This is a genomic window from Arthrobacter sp. CDRTa11 (assembly GCF_026427775.1).
Classification (GTDB): Bacteria; Actinomycetota; Actinomycetes; order Actinomycetales; family Micrococcaceae; genus Arthrobacter.
In genome coordinates this window covers 3,815,400-3,839,047 of sequence record NZ_CP044532.1, presented here as the reverse complement: position 1 = coordinate 3,839,047, position 23,648 = coordinate 3,815,400, and the positions used below count along the sequence as shown (strand labels likewise).

At 63.1% G+C, this 23,648-nt stretch carries 18 protein-coding genes and 1 tRNA gene; 13 read left to right on the top strand and 6 right to left on the bottom strand.

Annotation, left to right across the window (positions count from 1 at the left end; translation table 11 throughout):
* Position 1: 1 nt before the first annotated feature.
* A complete protein-coding gene (locus tag F8G81_RS17355; protein ID WP_267275895.1) occupies positions 2-1,693 on the bottom strand; it encodes a PspC domain-containing protein in 1,692 nt (563 codons plus the stop codon).
* 124 nt (positions 1,694-1,817) lie between these two features.
* Between F8G81_RS17355 and F8G81_RS17350 the strand changes: the two genes are divergently transcribed.
* Both F8G81_RS17350 and F8G81_RS17345 read left to right on the top strand, forming a co-directional pair.
* Complete coding sequence (locus tag F8G81_RS17350; RefSeq protein ID WP_267275894.1) at positions 1,818-3,329, top strand: PspC domain-containing protein; 1,512 nt, start codon at positions 1,818-1,820, stop codon at positions 3,327-3,329.
* A complete protein-coding gene (locus tag F8G81_RS17345; protein ID WP_267275893.1) occupies positions 3,326-4,009 on the top strand; it encodes a LuxR C-terminal-related transcriptional regulator in 684 nt (227 codons plus the stop codon). The genes F8G81_RS17350 and F8G81_RS17345 overlap by 4 nt, the downstream gene beginning before the upstream one ends.
* 137 nt (positions 4,010-4,146) lie before the next feature.
* On the opposite strand, the gene F8G81_RS17340 is transcribed toward F8G81_RS17345, so the two are convergent.
* The 3 genes from F8G81_RS17340 to F8G81_RS17330 form a co-directional block, all read right to left on the bottom strand.
* Positions 4,147-4,950 (bottom strand): IS3 family transposase, encoded by an 804-nt coding sequence (locus F8G81_RS17340; protein WP_267279270.1) that lies wholly within the window; start codon positions 4,948-4,950, stop codon positions 4,147-4,149.
* Between the two features lie 47 nt (positions 4,951-4,997).
* Positions 4,998-5,321, bottom strand: a complete 324-nt coding sequence (locus tag F8G81_RS17335; RefSeq protein WP_267275892.1) for a helix-turn-helix domain-containing protein — start codon at positions 5,319-5,321, stop codon at positions 4,998-5,000.
* A gap of 273 nt (positions 5,322-5,594) precedes the next feature.
* Positions 5,595-6,812 (bottom strand): pyridoxal phosphate-dependent aminotransferase, encoded by a 1,218-nt coding sequence (locus F8G81_RS17330; RefSeq protein WP_267275891.1) that lies wholly within the window; start codon positions 6,810-6,812, stop codon positions 5,595-5,597.
* A gap of 273 nt (positions 6,813-7,085) precedes the next feature.
* On the opposite strand from F8G81_RS17330, the gene F8G81_RS17325 reads away from it, so the two are divergent.
* The 9 genes from F8G81_RS17325 to rplL all read left to right on the top strand — a co-directional run bounded on the left by F8G81_RS17325 (position 7,086) and on the right by rplL (position 13,793).
* Positions 7,086-7,158: transfer RNA gene (locus F8G81_RS17325), tRNA-Trp, on the top strand.
* 96 nt (positions 7,159-7,254) lie between these two features.
* Positions 7,255-7,524, top strand: a complete 270-nt coding sequence (gene secE, locus F8G81_RS17320; RefSeq protein ID WP_267275890.1) for a preprotein translocase subunit SecE — start codon at positions 7,255-7,257, stop codon at positions 7,522-7,524.
* A 116-nt stretch (positions 7,525-7,640) separates the two neighbouring features.
* Positions 7,641-8,483: a transcription termination/antitermination protein NusG gene (gene nusG / locus F8G81_RS17315; protein WP_267275889.1), complete on the top strand. Its 843-nt coding sequence runs from the start codon at positions 7,641-7,643 to the stop codon at positions 8,481-8,483.
* A gap of 127 nt (positions 8,484-8,610) precedes the next feature.
* The gene (rplK, locus tag F8G81_RS17310; RefSeq protein WP_267275888.1) at positions 8,611-9,039 is read left to right on the top strand and encodes a 50S ribosomal protein L11; all 429 of its coding nucleotides are present in this window, start codon (positions 8,611-8,613) and stop codon (positions 9,037-9,039) included.
* 282 nt (positions 9,040-9,321) lie between these two features.
* Positions 9,322-10,029 carry a 50S ribosomal protein L1 gene (gene rplA / locus F8G81_RS17305; RefSeq protein WP_267275887.1) on the top strand — a complete coding sequence of 236 codons (708 nt, stop codon included), beginning with the start codon at positions 9,322-9,324 and terminating at the stop codon, positions 10,027-10,029.
* A gap of 121 nt (positions 10,030-10,150) precedes the next feature.
* On the top strand, positions 10,151-11,287 hold the full coding sequence (locus tag F8G81_RS17300) for a GNAT family N-acetyltransferase (protein WP_267275886.1): 1,137 nt from the start codon (positions 10,151-10,153) through the stop codon (positions 11,285-11,287).
* Between the two features lie 8 nt (positions 11,288-11,295).
* Complete coding sequence (locus F8G81_RS17295; protein ID WP_267275885.1) at positions 11,296-12,414, top strand: GNAT family N-acetyltransferase; 1,119 nt, start codon at positions 11,296-11,298, stop codon at positions 12,412-12,414.
* A gap of 305 nt (positions 12,415-12,719) precedes the next feature.
* Positions 12,720-13,340 carry a 50S ribosomal protein L10 gene (rplJ, locus tag F8G81_RS17290; protein ID WP_267275884.1) on the top strand — a complete coding sequence of 207 codons (621 nt, stop codon included), beginning with the start codon at positions 12,720-12,722 and terminating at the stop codon, positions 13,338-13,340.
* 75 nt (positions 13,341-13,415) lie between these two features.
* Positions 13,416-13,793 (top strand): 50S ribosomal protein L7/L12, encoded by a 378-nt coding sequence (gene rplL, locus F8G81_RS17285; protein WP_267275883.1) that lies wholly within the window; start codon positions 13,416-13,418, stop codon positions 13,791-13,793.
* 174 nt (positions 13,794-13,967) lie between these two features.
* Here the strand turns inward: rplL and F8G81_RS17280 are convergent, their stop codons facing one another.
* Positions 13,968-14,462 carry an aminoacyl-tRNA deacylase gene (locus F8G81_RS17280; RefSeq protein WP_267275882.1) on the bottom strand — a complete coding sequence of 165 codons (495 nt, stop codon included), beginning with the start codon at positions 14,460-14,462 and terminating at the stop codon, positions 13,968-13,970.
* Between the two features lie 2 nt (positions 14,463-14,464).
* A complete protein-coding gene (locus F8G81_RS17275; protein ID WP_267275881.1) occupies positions 14,465-15,664 on the bottom strand; it encodes an acetyl-CoA C-acetyltransferase in 1,200 nt (399 codons plus the stop codon).
* Between the two features lie 446 nt (positions 15,665-16,110).
* Between F8G81_RS17275 and rpoB the strand changes: the two genes are divergently transcribed.
* Both rpoB and F8G81_RS17265 read left to right on the top strand, forming a co-directional pair.
* Complete coding sequence (gene rpoB, locus F8G81_RS17270; RefSeq protein ID WP_267275880.1) at positions 16,111-19,620, top strand: DNA-directed RNA polymerase subunit beta; 3,510 nt, start codon at positions 16,111-16,113, stop codon at positions 19,618-19,620.
* Positions 19,621-19,729: 109 nt separating this feature from the next.
* Complete coding sequence (locus tag F8G81_RS17265; RefSeq protein WP_267275879.1) at positions 19,730-23,629, top strand: DNA-directed RNA polymerase subunit beta'; 3,900 nt, start codon at positions 19,730-19,732, stop codon at positions 23,627-23,629.
* The last annotated feature ends 19 nt before the right edge of the window (positions 23,630-23,648 follow it).

The following is a 23,648-nucleotide window of genomic DNA, read 5'->3' as shown; positions in this document are numbered from 1 at the left end:
GTCAGTTCCCTTCCTGGATGGTGACGTTGCTGAAGGTGCCGTCTATCTCGACCACCAGGCGGGCGCCCGGCAGTTCGGTGTTGTAGCTGCTTTCCCGGGTGGAGATGCCGCTGCGGTGGTTGGCGCCTTCGTGGATGTTGCCCATGGTCATGTCGGCCTTGATGTCCACGGGGACGTTGTCCGGGATGACCACCTTGACGTTGCTGGCCGTGATGTCCAGGGGAATGACGACGTCGGACGTCAGCGGGGCGGCCACCCCGAGTTCCGTGAGGTCTACGGTCCCGCGGCCGGCCGTAACGTCGAAGCCGTCCCGGGCCTGTTCAATGCCGGCCGGCGTCCAGTCCACTTGCGTGAAGCGGACCCTGTCGCCGTCGCCCACTACGTTGAAGATTCCGCCGATAATGAGGGCCACCACGGCGAAGAAGCCCAGGATTCCCGAGGTCCTGCCGCGCAGGCCGGAGAGGAGGATGCCGAGGCCCAGCACTGCTGCTGCGCTGGCCCAGACGATGGCGTTTGCTGAGTCGCCGAGGTTGATCACGTTTCCGGCGTCCAGGGCCTTGAGGCCGCCGCCCACAAGCAGGGCCGTTCCGGCCGTGATTGCCACTGCGGGTGCCCCGGGACCGGCGGGGCGGACCTTGGGCGGGCGCGGCGGGCCCTGTGGCGGCTGGTAGCCGCCGCCGTAGTTGGTTCCACCGTAGTTGCCGCCACCGTAGTTGCCGCCGCCCGGGAAGCCGCCGCCGCCGTAGGGCGGGGTGGGACCCGCGGGCGGGGTCGGCGTGTAGGGAGGGGTCCCTGCAGAGCCAGAACCGGAGCCGGTGTCGGTGTCGGTGCCGGTGTAGGTCGCTGAGTACGGCGAAGTGTAGGGGGATGCGGGGTAGGCGGCCGCGAAGGCGGCGTTGCCGCCGGCGCCGGCCGGCTGCGGGGTGGCGTTCATGGGAGCTCCATTCCGGGCCTTGCTGCGTTGGGCCAGGTAGTAGATGAGGTAGATGGCGGCGCCCACCCAGAAGACGGTCCAGAGGAATCCGCCGAAGCCGTTGCGGCTCCAGCCCCAGAAACCGCCGCCGAGCCCGGTGAGGCCCACCACGGTGGTGATCAGGGCACCCGTCATGCCCGTGGACCACCGGCCCGCGCCGGCTTCCTGGACGTGGATGCGGCCGTCCGGCTCGGGCAGGAACGCCCAGGCCAGGCCGTAGAGAAGCACGCCGATTCCGGCGAAGAGGGTGAGGACAATGAAGATGCCGCGGACAATCAGCGGATCGATGCCCATCCGCTGGGCGACTCCGCTGGAGACGCCGCCAATCCAGCGGTCGCGTCCGCGCTGGATGCCGTGGCTCCGGATCCAGGTGAAGAAGTCAGTGGACTGGCCGGGTGCTTTCGCGGCGCCGTACTGGCCGGACGGCGGACCTGTGTAGGGGCCCGCGTAGGGTCCCGGGTACGGTCCGGCGTTCTGCCCGAGGGGCGTCTGCCCGGACGGCTCGTTCTGTCCGGTGGGCTCGTCCTGTGAGGATGGCGTGTTCTGCAGGGATGGCTCGCCGGAAGCGGGCTGCTCCGCAGCATTCTGCGGCTGGGACGGGGGAGCGTCCTCCGATGATGCCGGGCGGGCAGTCAGCGGTTCGGTGGGCTGCTCGGTCCCACGGGGCGGGAGCGGTTCGGTGGGGTGTTCGTCATCTGGGGTGGGGGTGTGCGAGTTCATACTTCGATCCTGCCGCCCCGCGCGGTCCCGCTCTACTGGGGAACACCCTGAGCCGTCCCTGAGATACCCCCGGTTCACGCCGGAATCGGGTCCGGGGAACCCTGATCCGTGTTTGGATTGACACATGAGCACAGCCTTTGCCCGCCCACCGCTGGTCCGCAGCAGCGACCGCGTCATTGCGGGCGTGTGCTCCGGGCTCGCGGCGCATCTGGGCTGGCCGGTGAAGAATGTCCGGATTGGTATGGCGCTCGCAACGCTCGCCGGCGGTGCCGGCCTGGCCTTCTATGCGTGGCTGTGGATCATGGTTCCCACCGCCGACGAAGCCGCCCGGCGCAACGCCAGGCGCCCGGCGTCGCCCATTGCCCCTGCCGTCAGCCTTGATCCGGCATTCGGCCCTGCCCCGCCCGCGGGGGCATCGAACCCTGCGGGGACTGCCGGCACGCCGCCGTGGGGAACGCCCGACGCCGGAACGTCCGCCGCCGCTTACGGCAGCACCGCCTATGGCGCCGGTCCGGTGCCCCCTGCGGCACTTCCGACGATGCCCACCGGGGAAAACGGCCCAGGAGCCGAAGGTTACGCTGCTGCCGCAACCGGTTATGGTCAAGCGTCGGCCGGCTACGAGGCTGCTGTCCGGCCGCCATGGTTCCGGGTCCGCAGCATGCGGTACGGCAAGGAAATCCTGCTGGGCGCCGGCCTCCTCCTGGTGGCGGGAATCCTGATCGCCCAGCTCCTGGGCGTCGACGTGCCGCTGGGTACCCTGATCCCGGCGGCCGCCGTACTGGGCGGTGCCTCCATTGCCTGGATGCAGCTGGATGAAACCCGCCGCGCCGGACTGCTGGATAAGACCAAGGCAGACCAGGCGGGCGGCTGGGCTCGCCTCGCGGCAGGCTTGGCCCTGGTGGTGGCGGGTGTGCTGGTGATGGTGTCCGGCTCGGGTTCCTGGGAACAGACGTGGCTTGCCCTGCTGGCGTCGGTTGCGGTTCTCGGAGGAGTGATCCTGGTGCTGCTCCCGTGGGCCCTGAAGTTTTGGCGTGACCTTGAATCCGAGCGGGCCGGCAGGATCCGGGAGACCGAACGGGCGGAGATCGCGGCCCATCTTCACGATTCCGTGTTGCAGACCCTTGCCCTGATCCAGCGCCGCGCAGGCAACGAGCACGACGTCGTCCGGCTGGCACGGGCCCAGGAGCGTGAGCTCCGGAACTGGCTGTTCCAGGACCCGGGGAAGGACGCCGGCCAGCTCTCGGACCGGATCAAGGCGACGGCCGCGGAGGTGGAGGACCTGCTGGGCAACGCCGTGGAAGTGGTGAGCGTGGGCGACACCGCCATGACCGAAGCTCACGAGGCTCTGTTGCAGGCAAGCCGTGAGGCGATGCTGAACGCCTCCAGGCACGGCGGCGGGTCCGTCTCCGTGTATTTGGAAGTCTCCAACGGCCGTGCGGAGGTCTTCGTCAAGGACCGCGGGCCGGGCTTCGAACTCAATGATGTGCCCGAGGACAGGCTTGGCGTCCGGGAATCGATCATCGGACGCATGAAGCGCCATGGCGGGACAGCGTCCATTACCAGCACCGCCGATGGCACTGAAGTACGGCTGGGCCTGCCGGCCCTCCCAACGGACAATGCGGAAGGGAAAACATGAACAACCTGCAGGGGACAGGACCTGTCCGTCCAGCCCAGCCTGTTCGGGTGGTGATCGTGGATGACCACGCGATTTTCCGCTCCGGCCTTAAGGCAGACCTGGACGCGGGCATCCACGTGGTTGGCGAAGCAGCCACCGTGGAGCAGGCCATCGCCGTGATCGCCCGCGAACGTCCCGAGGTGGTCCTGCTGGACGTGCACCTGCCCGGCGGCCTCGGCGGCGGCGGGCGCGAAGTCATCGCCGGCTCTGCAGCACTCCTGGGCACCACCAAATTCCTGGCGCTGAGCGTCTCCGACGCCGCCGAGGACGTGGTTGCGGTCATCCGCGCCGGAGCACGGGGGTATGTCACCAAAACGATCTCCGGAGCCGAGATCACAGACGCCGTGTTCCGCGTAGCCGGCGGGGACGCAGTATTCTCGCCCCGGCTGGCAGGTTTTGTGCTGGATGCCTTCGGCACTGCCCCAGCGGACATAGCGGACGACGAACTGGACAGGCTCTCCGCACGCGAACTTGAGGTGATGCGCCTGATCGCCCGGGGCTACAGCTACAAGGAAGTAGCCAAGGAACTCTTTATCAGCATCAAGACCGTGGAAACACACGTGTCCGCAGTGCTGCGCAAACTCCAGCTCTCCAGCAGGCACGAGCTCACAAAATGGGCCGCCGAGCGGCGCCTCCTCTAACCCCAGAAACGCTCTCTCACTTAATGTCGCTTAAACCCGATCGCTCTCTCACTTAACGTCGCTTAGACGCCAACGCTCTCTCACTCTCCTGAAGAGGGTGAACTGGTCCCCGATTGTTGGACTGGCTAAATGGGATTCTAGGCCGCAAGGGCCTGGGCACGGTATTGCACCGGGCTCAGGCCCTTTAGCTTTGTTGAGATTCGGTTGGTGTTGTACCAGTGGATGTAGTCATTTAGTTGGGCAGCCAGGGCATCGGTACTGATGAACCGGACACGGTGGAAGAGTTCTTCCTTGAGGTGCCCGAAAAAGTTCTCCATCACGGCATTGTCGTAGCAGTTGCCCTTGCGTGACATTGACTGGACTGCGCCGGCGCCTTCGAGGAGAGTCCGCCAGGTTACGTGCTGATACTGGAAGCCCTGGTCTGAATGTACAAGCGGATGCTGGCCGGGCTGGAGGCAGGCGAGAGCCTGCTGCAGTGAACTGTTGGTGAGAGCCAGGTTCGGGGACGTGCTGATCGAATGGGAAATGATCTGCCGGTCAAAAAGGTCCATGATCGGTGAGAGGTAGAGCTTCCGGTCGCCGACGCTGAATTCGGTCACGTCGGTGACCCACTTCCGGTTCGGAGCATCGGCCTCGAACTGTCGGTTCAATAGGTTCGGGGCGATCCTGCCCTGTTCGCCCTGGTGGGAGTTGTAGCGCTTCTTCCTCCGGACTTTGCACGCCAGCCCGAGCGCACGCATCAGTTTCAGGACGGTCTTCTTGGCGGTCACCCAGCCTTGTTTGGATAATTCCGTATGGATGCGCCGGTGCCCGTATCGGCCGTGATTCGTTGTGAATATCTCCGTGACCGCGGCTTTGAGCTTCTCTTTCGGGTCCGGGGCCTGGAGCCGGAGCTGATGATAGAAGAACGTGGACCTGGCCAGGCCGGCAACGTCCAACAGGACAGCAAGCGGATAGTCAGCCTTGAGGGAAACGACGGCTTGAACCTTTAGCGTCGTCCTTGTTCCCTCAAGGCCCGCAGTTTTCCCAGGTACGCCACCTCCGCGCGCAGCCGCTCGTTCTCCCGCCGCAACCGTTCAAGCTCGGGCAGCCCCGCAGGCGGCGGGGAATCGGGTTTCCGCGGTCTGCCTTTGGGCTTTGGCCGCAACCCGTCCTCACCGTCCAGACGATACGCCCGGACCCACTTTTGCAGCAGCTCACGGGAGGCCAAACCGGCCTCCACTGCCAGATCCGGCCCGGACTCGCCCGCAAGGAACCGCTGCACCAAGGCCAGCTTGAACTCGAAAGAGTATGACTTCGCCGGCCTGCTCACCAGCACTCCTTGCCCATGAATCCTCCACCGCCCAAACAGTGCCCTGACCGGCACAAGAGGCGCATCCACCAACCGGGCCGCCGCCCGATACCCGATGCCCCTCTCAAACAACGCTACAGCCGCCTCGCGCTGAGCCTCAGACCATGAACTACGTGCACGCATAAAACTGCTCCCCGGAAGTCGGAACTGAATTTCTCAGTCCAACTTCCGGGGAGCAGTTCAAGGGAGTGAGAGAGCGTTTGGAAATTTTGTGCAGGAACTGAGAGAGCGTTGTTACTGCGCTTTGCCCAGGAAATCCTGGAGCCGGGCAACGCCGGTGGCGAGGTCGTCGTCGCCCAGGGCGTAGGAGAGCCGCAGGTAGCCGGACGGGCCAAAAGCCTCACCGGGGACCACTGCCACTTCAACCTCGTCCAGGATCAGCGCGGCCAGTTCGGCGGAAGTCGACGGCGTGGCGGTGCCGGTCGACGTCGGGAACTCCTTACCCAGCAGGGCGCGGACATCCGCGTACACGTAGAAGGCGCCCTTCGGCGTCGGGCATTCCACTCCCTCGATGGCGTTCAGGCCCGCAACGATCGCCTTCCGGCGGCGGTCAAAGCTGACTTTCATCTCATCGACGGCGGTCAGCGGGCCGGAGACGGCCGCGAGGGCAGCGATCTGCATGATGTTGGAGACGTTGGAGGTGGCGTGGGACTGCAGGTTGGTGGCGGCCTTGATGACGTCGGCCGGGCCGATCATCCAGCCCACGCGCCAGCCGGTCATCGCGTAGGTCTTGGCCACGCCGTTAAGGATGACCACTTTGTCGCCCAGTTCAGGGGCAGCGGTGGCGATCGAGGTGAAAGGCACGCCGTCGTAGGTCAGGTGCTCGTAGATTTCGTCAGTGACCACCCAGAGGCCTTTGGCCGCGGCCCACTTGCCGATCTCCGCCACCTGTTCCGGAGAGTACACGGAACCTGTGGGATTGGACGGCGAGACAAACAGCAGGATTTTGGTCTTGTCGGTGAAGGCTGCTTCAAGCTGCTCGACCGTCACCAGGTAGTCCTGGTCCGGCCCAGCGAAAACTTCTACCGGGACGCCGCCGGCGAGCCGGATTGCTTCGGGGTACGTAGTCCAGAACGGGGTGGGGACAATCACTTCGTCACCCGGGTCCACCAGCGTGGCGAACGTGTTGTAGACCGCCTGCTTGCCGCCATTGGTCACCAGGACCTGGGATGCGTCCACGGCATAGCCGGAATCGCGCAGGGTCTTCTCCGCGATGGCTTTCTTCAGCTCGGGAAGGCCGGCAGCAGGGGAGTAGCGGTGGTACTTGGGCTGGCCGGCGGCGTCGATGGCAGCCTGGACAATGTAGTCCGGCGTGGGGAAGTCCGGTTCGCCGGCACCGAAACCAATGACCGGCCGGCCTGCTGCCTTAAGCGCCTTGGCCTTGGCATCAACGGCCAGGGTTGCGGATTCGGCAATAGCGGAAATGCGCTGGGAAACGCGGGCGGCAGACATGGCGGGTCCGTTCTTCGCTTGCAGCCCGAAGGCTGAATGGTGGAATTCGACGTGACCTACTCTATGCTGTTCACCGGATCGTTCGGGTTGCCGGCATGGATATGACTGGATGTCAGTTCAGCATGCAGGCACCGCGAAGGGCCCGGAACGAGGCTGGTTCGACGAACGCGAAGTTGTTGCGTAGACTGGTTCTCCGGTGTTGAAAACACGGATGATGGCGTGCGCCCCAGTGGAAACTGGCAAGTTCGTACAGGATGCGGTTTTTCGATCCATAGGGTAGTGGCGCAATTGGTAGCGCAGCGGTCTCCAAAACCGCAGGTTGCAGGTTCGAGTCCTGTCTGCCCTGCGCAAGCGGTTCCGGCGAAAAGCCGGAACACGCGCAGCAACCATGGTTCTGATCAGGACCTGGTAATCCAACATTGCATAGACGAGTGAGGACCAGGTGACCGAAACAGCTGCCAGCAGCTCCAAAGGCCGCCCGGCTAAGAAGGCCGCCAAGGTGAACTTCTTCGCTCGCATTGCACTCTTTGTCCGCCAGGTCATCGGCGAACTGAAGAAAGTTGTTGCACCCACCCGCAAGGAACTGATCAACTACACGGCCGTTGTGCTGGTGTTCGTGGCCATCATGATGGTCATCGTCAGCCTGCTGGATCTCGGTTTTGGATCGGCGGTCGGCTGGGTCTTTGGCGGGATCGCTCCCTGGGACCGCTAAGGCGAATTGTCCGCAGGCTGCGTGGTGCGTCCGGTAACCCGGAGGGAATCCACGTCAGTGTGCGGAATTGAGCCATTTAAATAGGCATGTTAGGCAATGAGGAAGCAGGAGACCAAGTGTCTGAGCAGGAGCTCGAGGTAACCGAGACTGAGCTGGAAGAGTCCACGGACGTCACGGCAGAAGCCGGTGAAGAGTCTGAGGTTGAGTCCGCTGCGTCCGAATCCGACTTCGCCGATTCTGACGACGCTGACGATTCCGACGACGACTCTGACGCTTCAGAGACAGACGTAGAAGGCGAAGACTCCGACGACGAGTCTGACGAGGCAGATGCCCTCGCCGCCGCGGCCGCGAAGGCAGAGGTGGACCCCGCCGAGGAATTCAAGGCCAAGCTGCGCCGCCAGGAGGGTGACTGGTACGTCATCCACTCCTACGCCGGTTACGAGAACCGCGTGAAGGCGAACCTTGAGACCCGCATCCAGACCCTGGACATGGAAGATTACATCTTCGAAATCCAGGTGCCCATGGAAGAAGTCGTTGAGATCAAGAACGCCCAGCGCAAGGTCATCAACCGCGTCCGCATCCCCGGCTACGTCCTGGTCCGGATGGACCTGACGGATGCCTCCTGGGGCGCCGTCCGCCACACGCCCGGCGTCACCGGCTTCGTGGGCAACGCCCACAACCCGGTACCACTGCGCCTGGACGAGGTCTTCTCCATGCTCGCCCCGGTCTTCGAAGAAGAGCAGGCCGAGAAGGGCAAGCCCGTCAAGCACGCTGCAGCGCCTGTTGACGTTGACTTCGAAGTTGGCGAGTCCGTCATCGTCAAGGAAGGTCCGTTCGAGACCCTCCCGGCCACGATCTCCGAAATCAAGGTGGAATCCCAGACCCTCGTGGTGCTGGTCTCCATCTTTGAGCGCGAAACGCCGGTCACGCTGGCGTTCAACCAGGTCACCAAGATCTAGCACCCAAGAATTCGTTCCGGCACTGCCCGCTTAGCAGCACCGGAACGGCCGGCCGCCTCGCCATGGCGGCCAAAAACCTGAGGCACGCTCCTGTGTCCCAGGACGCATTTGAGAGAAGGACCCTACATTGGCTCCCAAGAAGAAGGTCACCGGCCTCATCAAGCTGCAGATCCAGGCAGGTGCCGCTAACCCGGCTCCGCCGATTGGTCCTGCGCTTGGCCAGCACGGTGTCAACATCATGGAATTCTGCAAGGCGTACAACGCTGCCACAGAAGCCCAGCGCGGAAACGTCATCCCCGTGGAGATCACGGTTTACGAAGACCGTTCATTCACGTTCATTACCAAGACCCCGCCGGCTGCAGAGCTCATCAAAAAGGCTGCAGGCGTCGCCAAGGGTTCACCCACGCCGCACACCGTCAAGGTTGCCAAGCTGACCCAGGCCCAGGTTAACGAGATCGCCACCACCAAGATGGAAGACCTCAACGCCACCAGCCTCGAAGGCGCAGCGAAGATCATCGCCGGCACCGCCCGCTCCATGGGCATCACCGTCGAATAGTCGAGGAATGAACGGACGGTGAGGGCTGAGGAACGAAGCACTCGCCGGAAGTGAGTACCGCAGGCTTTCGACAAAAAGATACCGCCGAAGGGTAATCCCTTCCGCTGCCAGGACGTTGGGTTCGGGAAACCGATCACGACGGCGGGCGGCACCCGCCGGGAATCCGGCACCACTGAAAATTGAAATGTCGGGCATCCGGGCCGGTAATCGAACCGGAACACCGACTGTGGCAGGGCCCAGCGCGGTCCGCAGACCACAACTGCACAAGGAGAAATAAGCAGCATGGCAAAGCGCAGCAAAGCATATGAGGCAGCAGCCGCCAAGATCGACGCGGAGAAGTTCTACGCGCCGTTCGAGGCAGTAACGCTCGCCAAGGACACCAACCCGTCCAAGTTCGATGCAACCGTTGAGGTGGCTTTCCGCCTGGGCGTTGACCCCCGTAAGGCCGACCAGATGGTCCGCGGCACGGTCAACCTGCCCCACGGCACCGGCAAGGTCTCCCGCGTTCTCGTTTTCGCAACCGGTGACAAGGCTGAAGCAGCAATTGCTGCAGGCGCCGACTTCGTTGGTTCCGATGACCTGATCGAAAAGATCGCCGGCGGCTGGACCGACTTCGACGCAGCCGTAGCCACCCCTGACCTCATGGGCAAGGTTGGCCGTCTGGGTAAGGTACTGGGTCCCCGTAACCTGATGCCGAACCCGAAGACCGGCACCGTTACGGCAGATGTCGCCAAGGCTGTCAACGACATCAAGGGTGGCAAGATCGACTTCCGCGTCGACAAGCACTCCAACCTGCACTTCATCATTGGCAAGGTTTCCTTCGACGCCGTCAAGCTGGCCGAGAACTACGCCGCAGCTCTGGAAGAGGTCCTTCGCCTGAAGCCGTCCGCTTCCAAGGGTCGCTACATCCAGAAGGCCACTGTGGCCACCACGTTCGGTCCCGGCATTTCCGTTGACCCCAACGTCACCAAGGTTCTGACCGAGGTCTAATCCTTCGGTTGAAACTTCGCAGCGGATTCGTCCGCCGCGTAAGAAACCGCCCGGCGCCTGCGCCGGGCGGTTTCCTGTTTTAAGCGCCTGCTCCTGGCGGTTTCCTGCTTAAGCTGGAGGAATGGCTGAACCGGACCCGGATGCATCTGCACGAGGACATGCTGAGCTGGAGATCTCCGCTGTTGACGTCCCTCCGCCGGACGGCAGTGGAGCCGCATCCGACGTAAAAGAACTACCGCAGGAGCTCCTGGTCTGCCATGCCCTGCGTCAGCAGCACGAACTCTCCCTCTGGGGCAACCTGGACCGGTGCCCCACCCTCCCGGAGGCGGTTGAGTATTGGCGCGGCAACCGTTACGAGGAGCGGCATGTCTACCTCGCCAGGCTGGACGGGGAGGTCATCGGGATGTGCACCATGGAGCTTTCATTGCATGAGAACACCCATACCGCCGGCATCGATGTCCTCATTGCTCCCGCCCAACGACGCCAGGGCCTGGGCAGGGCACTGCTGGAGCATGCCGAAGGGCTTGCCAGGGAACGGGGCAGAACGTCCCTTTATGGTTACCACGAGGTTCCACCCATGGCCGTGGGCGGAGCCGCGGTCCCGGCCAAGTCCGGGGCGGGCGCCCTGCCGCTTGATGAACCTGCCGTAGCGTTTGCCGTTGCTGCCGGATATGAGCTGGAGCAGGTGGAGCGGTCCAGCCGCCTTACACTTCCCGTGCCGCCGCATCTGCTCGCCCGGCTGGAGACCGAAGCCGGTGCCCTGGCGGGGCAATACGACATTATCGGGTGGGATGACAGTTGCCCTGAGGAACTGGTGAACGGCCATGCCCTCCTCAAAGCCACGATGAGTACAGATGTTCCCATCGCCGGGCTCGACTGGGAGGGCGAGAATTGGGACTCGGCGCGGGTCAGGGAGGATGAGCGGGCCCTGATCGGCACCGGTGTGCAGTCAGCAGTCACCGCGGCCCTGCACCGCCCCACCGGAGAATTGGTTGCCTACACGGTACTGAACTGGCGTCCCGGTGTCCCTGCCACCATTTCCCAGCAGGACACGCTGGTATCCGGGGCACACCGGGGGCACCGCCTGGGAATGATGATCAAGATCGCCAATCTCCGCAGGGCCCAGCGCCGGTGGCCTGCGGCGAAGTCGGTTCTTACATGGAACGCCAGCGAAAACCAGCATATGCTGGCGATAAATATTTCGCTTGGATTCAAGCCTGACGGCTATGAAGGTGAGTGGCAGAAACGGCTGGGATGATGCCCCTTATGGCAAAAAACGTACAGATCGAGCAGCTTTGGATCCCGGAATCACTGGACGCACCGGACGCCGCGGACTTCCTCGCCGCCGTCGAAGTGGGGCGCAAGGTACGGATGCAGACCTGGGGGAGTGATGACCTGGCCTATGCGCCGCTTGAGAAGCTTCTCGAACTGGCTGACCCGTACGAACGGCAGATCATCCTGGTGGCAAAGGTGGGCAGTGACATCGTGGGGACGGTGGATATTGCCCTTCCGATGACAGACAACCTGGAACTCGCGGAATTCACACTGGACATCCTGCCCGAATTCCAGCGTCAGGGCGTGGGCCGGAAATTGCTTCTGGCGGCGGAACAGATGGCACGCGGCGAGGGCCGCACCATGATTTTGGTTGACACCAACCACCCCGGGGCATCACTTCATGAGTTCGAGGAAGCGCAGCTGGTTCCTGGCTCCGGCCAAGGCTTTGTGCCGCTGGACAGCCGGGAGGTCGAATTTGCCCGCAAGACGGGATATACGCTCCAGCACATCGAGCAGTTCAGTTCATGCGCCCTTCCGCTGGATACAAAACTTGTCGCGGATCTACAGGCGGAAGCCGATGAAGCGAACCACGGCCGCTACCGGCTGCACCATTGGACTGACCGCTGCCCGGACCAGTGGCTGGAAGCGGTGGCCACCCTGGAGAACCAGGCGGGCGCCGACGTCGACCCGTCGTTGGAGACGCCTGTAGAGCAGGACATGGTGTTCGACGGCGATATCCTCCGTGAAGCGGAGGAGGCCACCATCGCGCAGGGGCGCCGGACGGTGGTGACGGCCGTTGAGCATCTGGCCAGCGGAGCGCTGGTAGGCCTTACCACCATCAGCGTCCTCGCACACCGGGCCGACGTGGTGTTCCAGGACGACACCCTGGTGCTGCAGGAGCACCGCGGGAACAAGCTGGGGTTGCTGATCAAGGTGGCCAATATGGAACGGCTTACCGAGCAGTTCCCTGACGCACGCGTCATCTACACCTGGAACGCGCCGGAGAACAGGTACCTCCTGACCGTGAATAAGCAGTTGGGCTTCACCACCGCGGGCGTGACGGGGATCTGGCAGAAGGAGTTGCCCCACGTCGGGGCCAGTAACAGCTGAGGCCCGGGTTGGCCGATTTGGTAGAGGGACGGCCGGTCCCGTAAGCTTGAACTACCAAAGACCGTCGGTTGTTGGAAATCCACTCTCCTGAACGCAGCTCAACTCTGCAGTTGTGCGCGGGAGGTCAAGTGGCTTTCTGGACGAAGGACCCTGAACATAGGGCGGCCAACGCAGGTGAACGAAGCAAAGCTCCGCAGTAATACTGTGTTGAGCCAAGCCCCGTGCATCTGCGCGGGGCGCTTTTAGTTTTAGCTCACCTTGAGCGGGGACCGTCGAATACCGGCACTATCCCCGGAAGGAGGGTTATGGCAACGCCTACCAAGGTTTCAGCAGTAGCTGAGATCACTAACGATTTCAAGGAATCGAACGCCGCTGTCCTGACCGAATACCGCGGGCTCACTGTTGCACAGCTCAAGCAGCTGCGTGTTTCTCTCGGCCAGGAGACCAAGTTCTCGGTCGTCAAGAACACCCTGACCGCCATTGCAGCCAAGGAAGCCGGCGTTGAAGCATTCAACGACCAGCTCTCCGGCCCCACTGCAATCGCGTTCATCAAGGGTGACGCGGTTGCGGCTGCCAAGAGCCTGACGGATTTTGCCAAGGCCAACAAGCAGCTGGTCATCAAGACCGGTTACTTCGAAGGCAAGGCATTGAACGCCAGCGAAGTCATCGCACTGGCAGCGCTCGAGTCCCGTGAGCTGCAGCTCGCACGGGTTGCAGGTGTCCTCAAGGCTCCTGCTGCCGCCGCTGCACGCACCATTGACGCACTGCGCCTCAAGCTTGAAGAAGAGGGTGGCGCTCCGGCAGTTGCTGAAGCTCCCGCCGCTGACGAAGCCCCCGCCGCTGAAGCAGAAGCTCCGGCTGAAGCTCCCGCAGCAGATGCAGCAGCAGAGGCAGAAGCCCCCGCCGCAGCAGCCGAAGAGAACTAACTCTCTTTACCCACCAGACTCGGTGTGAGGCACGGCCATGTGCCGCTGAACACCACTATAGGAAGGACGCCAACCATGGCGAAGCTCACCAACGAAGAGCTCATTGAAGCTTTCAAGGAACTGACCATCATCGAGCTCTCCGAGTTCGTCAAGCTCTTCGAAGAGACCTTCGAAGTTACCGCAGCTGCTGTTGCTGTTGCTGGCCCCGCCGGTGGCGGCGCCGCTGAGGAAGCTGAAGAGAAGACCGAATTCGACGTCATCCTCGAAGCTGCCGGCGACAAGAAGATCGCAGTGATCAAGGAAGTTCGTGCCATCACTTCCCTGGGCCTGAAGGAAGCAAAGGACCTGGTCGACAGCGCTCCCAAGGCTGTCCTCGAGGGTGTCACCAAGGAAGCTGCCGAGAAGGCTATCGCACAGCTCGAAGAAGCCGGCGCACGCGTTACCCTCAAGTAACACACGCCTTCTTCACGAAAGCCCCGTCCACTCCGGTGGGCGGGGCTTTCTGCGTTCCCGGCCCAACTGGGTCCCCGGCCCAACTCGGTCGCATTTAACGTCGCGAAATGGCGTTTTCACGACTGGCGTTTCCACGACGTCAAATATGAGCTACTTCGGGGTTCGCAGGGTTGATCAGGAGGGCTCGCTGATGTCGGCGACGGTTGCGCCCAAGGCCGCGGTCAGTTCGTCGGCATCAACAAAGGCACTGTAGCCGTGTTCACCGGCGCCCATTGAGATCCGCCGGCCTGTGATCGCGGCGTCCGCATAGACCGGCCAGGCGGTGGTGCTGCCCAGCGGGGTGATGGTGCCGCGTTCATACCCGGTAGCATCAAGTGCCACGTCCGCGGGCGGCAATGACAGGTTGTTAACGCCCACCAGGTTCCTCAGCTTGGGCCAGGAGATCTGCCGGTCGCCGGGAATGAGGGCGAACAGGAAGCTGCCGTCCTTGTGCTTGACCACCAGGGACTTCACGATGTCCGCAGGCGTGATGCCCAGAATCCGCGCCGCTTCCTCAAGGCTGTTGGCCGCCAGGCGCTCCACCAGCCGGACCTCCAGCCCGCGGGCGCGGGCGTCTGCGAGGAAACGCCCGCGTCCGACGCCGTCAGCCGGGATTGCTGCTTCGCCCACCATTAATCCCGGTACAGCAGGAGCGCTTCGCCCTGCCCGCCGCCGCCGCAGAGCGACACCGCGGCTTTGCCGCTGCCGCGCCGTTTCAGTTCATGGGCCGCATGCAGGGCCAGCCGCGCACCGGACGCCCCGATCGGGTGGCCGAGGGCGATTGCTCCGCCATGGATGTTGCACTGCTCCAGCGGGTAGTCCAGGTCTTTGAGGGACTGTACAGCTACAGAACCGAACGCTTCGTTGATTTCGATGAAGTCAAGGTCTGCCATACTCCAGCCGGCCCGTGCCAGCGCGTTTTTGATGGCGTTCGATGGCTGGGAATGAAGCGAGTTGTCCGGGCCCGCGACCTGCCCGGGCTTGCCGACCACCGCGAGGTATTCGAGGCCATTGTCCTCCGCGAAGGCGCGGCTGGTCAGCACCAGGGCGGAGGCGCCGTCGGACAGGGGAGAGGAGTTCCCCGCGGTGATGGTTCCGTCACTGACAAAGGCCGCACGCAGTCCGGCGAGGGATTCCACAGTGGTATCAGGCCGCACGCCCTCGTCGGTGGAAACCAGCATGGGGTCGCCTTTGCGCTGCTTGACACTGATGGGCGAGATCTCGTCGTCGAAAACGCCGTTCTTTGACGCGATGGCAGCGCGCTGGTGGGAGTGGGCTGCCACGTTGTCCTGGGCTGTGCGGTCAATGCCGAGCGTCAGGTTCTTCGTCTCGGTGGACAGGCCCATGGACTGTCCGTCGAAGGCGTCGGTGAGGCCGTCATGGGCGGCCACATCGAGGGCCTGAATCGCACCATACGTCCAGCCCTGCCGGGATCCGGGGAGCAGGTGCGGTGCCCTGGTCATGGATTCCTGGCCACCCGCCACCACCACCGTGGCGTCGCCGCTGCGAATCATCCTGGCGGCGTCGATCACGGCTGTCAGGCCGGAGAGACAGACCTTGTTGATGGTGACTGTGGGGACATTCCAGCCGATGCCGGCACCGATGGCGCTCTGCCGGGCCGGATTCTGGCCAGCCCCAGCCTGGAGCACCTGGCCCATGATGACGGCATCAACGCGGCCGGCGTCCACACCGCTTGCTGCCAGGGCCGCCTTGATGGCGTGCGCACCGAGTTCGACGGCGGTGAAACTCGCCAGTTGCCCGTTGAGGCGGCCCTGCGGGGTCCGCGCCGCTGCGAGGATGACAACGTCAGTGTTGTCTGCGAAGTTGCCCATTGGTATCTCTTCCGGTCCGAAAAACGATGTATTGCCTAGGCTACCGTGAGCCGTATCACCTCTTTATCAGAACGCCGCAGCTCCACCCTGAATTCCCGCATCGGTCCCCAGGCGGACATAGTTTGAGGCGGACACTGAAGTTTGTGGCGACACTGAAATCACGCGCGGGAAATAGGTGCTTGCAATCACGGCGGATGTGGGGTAGACACGTACACGGTTTTGCCGTATCGTAGATATTTGCGTCTTCCCTGTTTACCTTCAGCCTTCATATAGCGGTGGGCTTTGCCTGGCAGCTGACCATCAACGTGCCGTCAACAACGTCACACTATGGCAGCGCGGGCCCCGGGTCATATAGCGGAACCGGATGGTAGCACTGCGGAGTCATTCTGCAGGGTGCACAGCGGGGGAGATCTGAAAACGCCTGAAGGTCTGTGGAAGGATCCCTCTTGGTCGCCTCGAGCACCTCTAATAACCAAACCGCTAACACCGCCGACAGCACTGATGGTGCCACTCGCCGGCTCTCATTCGCAAAGATTCACGAACCTCTTGACGTTCCGAATCTTCTTGCCCTGCAGACGGACAGCTTCGACTGGCTCGTCGGAAACGAACGCTGGCAGGCACGCGTAGCGAAGGCCGTCGAAGAAAACGATCTCAGCGTCGCCACCACGTCCGGACTGTCGGACATCTTCGAAGAGATCTCCCCGATCGAGGACTTCCAGGGCACCATGTCCCTGAGCTTCTCCGATCCGGAGTTCGCTGACCCGAAGTACACCATGGCCGAGTGCAAGGACCGGGACGCAACGTACTCGGCTCCGCTGTACGTCAAGGCCGAGTTCATGAACAACAACACGGGCGAAATCAAGCAGCAGACCGTGTTCATGGGCGACTTCCCGCTGATGACCGAGAAGGGCACCTTCGTCGTCAACGGCACCGAGCGTGTTGTCGTCTCCCAGCTGGTCCGTTCACCGGGCGCCTATTTCGAGCGCACCGCTGACAAGACCAGCGACAAGGACATCTTCACCGCCAAGATCATCCCGTCCCGCGGTGCATGGTTTGAACTTGAAATCGACAAGCGCGACCAGGTCGGCGTTCGCCTCGACCGCAAGCGCAAGCAGTCCGTCACGGTACTGCTGAAGGCCCTCGGCTGGACCGAAGGCCAGATCCTGGAAGAGTTCGGCCAGTACGACTCCATGCGCGCAACGCTGGAGAAGGACGCTACCGAGACCCGCGAAGACGCCTTGCTGGACATCTACCGGAAGCTGCGACCGGGCGAGCCGCCCACAGTCGAGGCTGCCCAGTCCCTGCTGGACAACCTGTACTTCAACTCCAAGCGCTACGATCTGGCCAAGGTTGGCCGTTACAAGATCAACCGCAAGCTTGGCATCGACCGCTCCCTTGGTGACAAGGAAGCCTCGGTCCTGCACGTTGAAGACATCGTCGCCATGATCAAGTTCCTGGTTGCCCTGCACGCCGGCGAGAAGACCCTCACGGGTAAGCGCGACGGCCAGGACCACGAGCTGCGTGTCGAGATCGATGACATCGACCACTTCGGCAACCGCCGCATCCGCGCCGTCGGCGAGCTCATCGAGAACCAGGTCCGCACCGGCCTGTCCCGTATGGAGCGCGTTGTCCGCGAGCGTATGACCACCCAGGACGTCGAGGCCATCACGCCGCAGACCCTGATCAACATCCGCCCCGTGGTTGCAGCGATCAAGGAGTTCTTCGGAACGTCCCAGCTGTCACAGTTCATGGACCAGAACAACCCGCTGTCGGGTCTGACCCACAAGCGCCGTCTGTCCGCGCTTGGCCCGGGTGGTCTGTCCCGTGACCGCGCAGGCATGGAAGTTCGAGACGTTCACCCGTCCCACTACGGACGTATGTGCCCCATCGAAACCCCTGAAGGCCCCAACATTGGTCTGATTGGTTCGCTGGCATCCTACGGACGCATCAACCCCTTCGGCTTCATCGAGACGCCGTACCGCCTCGTCTCCGAGGGTGTTGTCTCTGACGAGGTCCAGTACCTCACGGCCGACGACGAAGCAGAGGTCCTGATCGCACAGGCCAACGCTCCGCTGGACGAGAACAAGAAGTTCGCCGAAGAGACCGTCCTGGTTCGTGCCCGTGGTGGTGGAGGCGAGCCCGTTCTGGTTCCCGCCGCCGACGTCGAGTTCATGGACGTTTCCCCGCGCCAGATGGTGTCCGTGGCTACCGCCCTGATCCCGTTCCTTGAGCATGACGATGCAAACCGCGCACTCATGGGTGCCAACATGCAGCGCCAGGCCGTGCCGCTGGTCCGTTCCGAGGCTCCGTTCGTGGGCACCGGCATGGAGCGCGCAGCCGCCGTCGACGCCGGTGACGTTGTCATCGCGAAGAAGCCGGGTGTGGTTACCGAGGTCTCCGCTGAGCTGGTCATCATGCTCAACGATGACGGCACGGAAACCAACTACCGCATCAACAAGTTCGCCCGTTCCAACCAGGGCAACTGCTACAACCACCGCGTACTGGTGAGCGAAGGCCAGCGCCTTGAGGTCGGCGGCATCATCGCTGACGGCCCGGCAACGGACCAGGGTGAACTCGCCCTCGGTAAGAACCTGCTCGTGGCATTCATGTCATGGGAAGGCCACAACTTCGAGGACGCCATCATCCTCTCGCAGCGCATCGTTGCCGAGGACGTCCTTTCCTCCATCCACATCGAGGAGCACGAGATCGATGCCCGCGACACCAAGCTTGGTGCCGAGGAAATCACCCGTGACATCCCCAACGTGTCCGAGGAAGTCCTTGCAGGCCTGGACGAGCGCGGCATCATCCACATCGGTGCTGAGGTTGAAGCCGGCGACATCCTGGTCGGAAAGGTCACCCCTAAGGGTGAAACCGAGCTGACCCCGGAAGAGCGCCTGCTGCGCGCCATCTTCGGTGAGAAGTCCCGCGAAGTGCGTGACACCTCGCTGAAGGTTCCGCACGGCGAGTCCGGCACTGTCATCGGCGTCCGGGTCTTTGACCGCGACAACGACGACGAACTGCCCCCGGGCGTCAACCAGCTGGTCCGCGTGTACGTGGCCGCCAAGCGCAAGATCACCGACGGCGACAAGCTCGCCGGCCGCCACGGCAACAAGGGTGTTATCTCCAAGATCCTGCCGATCGAGGACATGCCCTTCCTTGCCGACGGTACCCCCGTTGACATTGTCCTGAACCCGCTGGGTGTTCCGGGCCGTATGAACGTCGGCCAGGTGCTGGAAACGCACCTCGGCTGGGTTGCCAAGACCGGTTGGAAGATCGAAGGCGAGCCCGAGTGGGTCAAGCAGCTGCCGAACCTGCCGCGCGAGAGTGGCCAGACCACTGTTGCAACGCCGGTGTTCGACGGCGCCCGTGAAGAAGAAATCACTGGCCTGCTGGACTCCACCAACGTGACCCGCGACGGTGACCGCCTGATCAACTCCTCAGGCAAGACCCGCCTGTTCGACGGCCGCTCCGGCGAGCCGTTCCCGGATCCGATCTCGGTCGGCTACATGTACATCCTGAAGCTCCACCACCTGGTGGACGACAAGATCCACGCCCGCTCCACCGGCCCGTACTCCATGATTACCCAGCAGCCGCTGGGTGGTAAGGCACAGTTCGGTGGCCAGCGCTTCGGTGAAATGGAAGTGTGGGCGCTCGAAGCTTACGGCGCCGCCTACACGCTCCAGGAGCTCCTCACGATCAAGTCCGATGACATCCATGGTCGTGTGAAGGTCTACGAAGCAATCGTCAAGGGCGAGAACATCCCCGAGCCGGGCGTTCCTGAGTCCTTCAAGGTCTTGATCAAGGAAATGCAGTCGCTGTGCCTGAACGTGGAAGTACTTTCCACGGACGGAACCACAATTGAAATGCGTGACTCTGATGACGCAGTCTTCACGGCTGCGGAAGAACTGGGCATCGATCTGTCTCGTGCAGAGCCCAGTTCCGTAGAAGAGGTTTAGAGTCCTCCGGAGCAAGGCAGCCGGCCCGCCGCGCTGCCTTGCTCCGGGGCTCCCTCCTCCCCGCACCCAAGACTTCAGAATTTAGAGAACAAGAGAGAACAGGGACCATATGTCCAGCGAATCCTCCTTCGGCCTCATGCAGATCGGCCTCGCCACCGCGGAAGACATCCGTGGCTGGTCTTACGGCGAGGTTAAGAAGCCGGAAACCATCAACTACCGCACGCTCAAGCCCGAGAAGGACGGCCTCTTCTGCGAGAAGATCTTCGGCCCGTCCCGTGACTGGGAATGCTACTGCGGCAAGTACAAGCGCGTGCGCTTCAAGGGCATCATTTGCGAGCGGTGTGGCGTTGAGGTCACCCGTGCAAAGGTCCGCCGTGAGCGCATGGGCCACATCGAGCTGGCCGCCCCGGTCACTCACATCTGGTACTTCAAGGGTGTTCCTTCCCGTTTGGGCTACCTCCTTGACCTGGCGCCGAAGGACCTCGAAAAGGTCATCTACTTCGCTGCCTACATGATCACCAGCGTCGACGCCGACAGCCGCCACGAGGAACTGCCCAACCTGCAGGTTGAGCACGACATCGAGAAGAAGCAGCTGATCGACAACCGCGACTCCGACATCGCCACGATCGCCCGTGACCTCGAAAACGAGATCGCGCGCCTCGAAGGTGAAGGTGCCAAGGCTGCGGACAAGAAGAAGGCCCGCGACTCCGCTGACCGCCAGATGGCCAACGTGCGCAAGCGTGCCGACGCCGAGATCGAGCGCCTGGAGCAGGTCTGGGACCGCTTCAAGAACCTCAAGGTCGCTGACCTTGAAGGCGACGAAGGCCTGTACCGCGAGCTGCGTGACCGTTACGGCATGTACTTCGAAGGCTCCATGGGTGCCGAGGCCATCAAGAAGCGTCTTGAGAGCTTCGACATGCAGGCCGAGTCTGACCTGCTGCGCGACATCATCGCCAACGGCAAGGGCCAGCGCAAGACCCGCGCCCTGAAGCGCCTGAAGGTGGTCAACGCGTTCCTGACCACCAACAACAGCCCGCTGGGCATGGTACTTGACGCTGTCCCGGTGATCCCGCCGGAACTGCGTCCGATGGTCCAGCTGGACGGTGGCCGCTTCGCGACCTCCGACCTCAACGACCTCTACCGCCGTGTGATCAACCGCAACAACCGCCTCAAGCGCCTGCTTGACCTCGGTGCTCCGGAGATCATCGTCAACAACGAGAAGCGCATGCTTCAGGAAGCTGTTGACAGCCTCTTCGACAACGGCCGCCGCGGCCGTCCGGTCACCGGGCCGGGCAACCGTCCGCTGAAGTCCCTGAGCGACATGCTCAAGGGCAAGCAGGGCCGTTTCCGCCAGAACCTCCTTGGCAAGCGTGTTGACTACTCCGGCCGTTCGGTCATCGTCGTCGGCCCGCAGCTGAAGCTGCACCAGTGCGGCCTGCCCAAGCAGATGGCGCTGGAGCTCTTCAAGCCGTTCGTGATGAAGCGCCTGGTTGACCTCAACCACGCGCAGAACATCAAGTCGGCCAAGCGTATGGTGGAGCGTTACCGTCCGCAGGTTTGGGACGTGCTCGAGGAAATCATCACCGAACACCCGGTGCTGCTGAACCGTGCACCTACCCTGCACCGCCTCGGCATCCAGGCGTTCGAACCCCAGCTTGTTGAAGGTAAGGCAATCCAGCTTCACCCGCTGGTTTGTGGCGCGTTCAACGCTGACTTCGACGGTGACCAGATGGCAGTGCACCTGCCCCTGAGCCCCGAAGCCCAGGCTGAGGCACGCATCCTGATGCTGTCCTCGAACAACATCCTGAAGCCGTCCGATGGCCGCCCGGTCACCCTGCCTTCGCAGGATATGATCATCGGCCTCTACCACCTGACCACCAAGCGTGTCGGTTCAGCTGGCGAAGGCCGTATCTTCGGTTCTGTTGCGGAAGCCATCATGGCCTACGACCTGCACGAACTGCACCTGAACTCCAAGGTCAAGATCCGGCTTGAGGGCTTTGTCCCTTACCCGGGTTGGGAAGCTCCGGAGGACTGGGAGCAGGGTCAGCCTGCCCTCGTAGAAACCTCCCTGGGCCAGGTCCTCTTCAACGAGACCCTGCCTGAGGACTACCCCTGGGTTGAGGACGTTGCCGACAAGGGCGAACTGTCCCGGATCGTCAACGACCTGGCCGAGCGCTACCCGAAGGTTGTGACGGCGGCAACGCTGGACAACCTGAAGGATGCCGGTTTCTACTGGGCCACCCGCTCGGGTGTGACCGTTGCCATCTCGGACATCGAGGTACCCAAGGACAAGCCGGCCATCCTCGCCGGTTACGAAACCATGGCTGCCAAGATCCAGGGCCAGTACGACAAGGGCCTGATCGACGACGACGAGCGTCGCCAGGAATTGATCGAGATCTGGAACAAGGCAACCAACGAGATCGCCCAGGCAATGCGCGACAGCCTGTCGCCGATGAACACCATCAACCGCATGGTGTCCTCCGGTGCACGTGGTAACTGGATGCAGGTCCGTCAGATCGCGGGTATCCGTGGCCTGGTGGCCAACCCTAAGGGTGAAATCATCCCGCGTCCCATCAAGTCCTCCTACCGTGAGGGCCTGTCGGTGCTGGAATACTTCATCGCCACGCACGGTGCCCGTAAGGGTCTGGCTGACACCGCACTGCGTACCGCCAACTCGGGTTACCTGACCCGTCGTCTGGTGGACGTGTCCCAGGACGTTATCGTCCGTGAAGAGGACTGCGGTACTGAGCGCGGGCTGGTGACGGCCATCGCCGTCGCTGACTCCAACGGGGAACTCGTCCTGGACGAGAACGTCGAGAACAGCGCTTATGCCCGCACGCTCGCCGTTGATGTTGTTGACTCCAAGGGCAATGTCCTTGCAGCCGGCGGCACCGACTGCGGCGACGTCGTGATCGCTGAACTGTTCGCAGCCGGCGTCACCGAGGTCAAGGTCCGCTCCGTACTCACCTGTGAGTCCAGCGTCGGCACCTGCGCCCTCTGCTACGGCCGGTCGCTGGCAACAGGCAAGACCGTGGACATCGGTGAGGCCGTGGGCATTATTGCCGCACAGTCCATCGGTGAGCCGGGTACCCAGCTGACCATGCGTACGTTCCACACCGGTGGTGCTGTTTCCGCCAGCGGTGGCGACGACATCACCCAGGGTCTGCCCCGTATCCAGGAGCTCTTCGAAGCCCGTACTCCGAAGGGTGTTGCACCGATTGCTGAAGCAGCCGGCCGCATCGCCATCGAAGAGTCCGAGCGCCAGATGCGCCTGGTCATCACCCCTGACGACGGATCCGAAGAGATCGCCTACCCGGTGCTGCGGCGTTCACGCCTCCTCATCGAGGATGGCGACCACGTCACGGTGGGCCAGAAGCTCATCAACGGTCCGGTGGATCCCAAGCAGGTTCTGCGCATCATGGGCCCCCGTGCCGCGCAGAAGTTCCTGGTGGACGAGGTCCAGGGCGTGTACCGCAGCCAGGGCATCGGTATCCACGACAAGCACGTCGAGGTTATCGTCCGCCAGATGCTGCGCCGCGTCACGGTCATCGAGTCCGGCGAATCGGATCTGCTGCCCGGCGAGCTCGCCGAGCGCAGCCGCTTCGAGGATGCCAACCGCCGCGTTGTGTCTGAGGGCAAGACTCCGGCTTCCGGACGTCCTGAGCTCATGGGCATCACCAAGGCCTCCCTGGCCACCGAGTCCTGGCTGTCGGCAGCTTCCTTCCAGGAGACCACCCGCGTCCTGACGCAGGCGGCCATGGAAGGCAAGAGCGATCCGCTGCTCGGCCTCAAGGAGAACGTCATCATCGGTAAGCTGATCCCGGCCGGCACGGGTCTCCCGCGCTACACCGAGGTCACCGTGGAGCCCACTGAAGAAGCAAAGGCCAACCTGTTCACCGGCCCCAGCGCATTCAGTGACTTCTCGTACGACACCCTCGGAGGTGACGGAGCTCCTGAGTTCCACGCCATCCCGCTGGATGACTACGACCTGGGCAGCGACTTCCGCTAAGGAAGCCCTGCTGAATTGC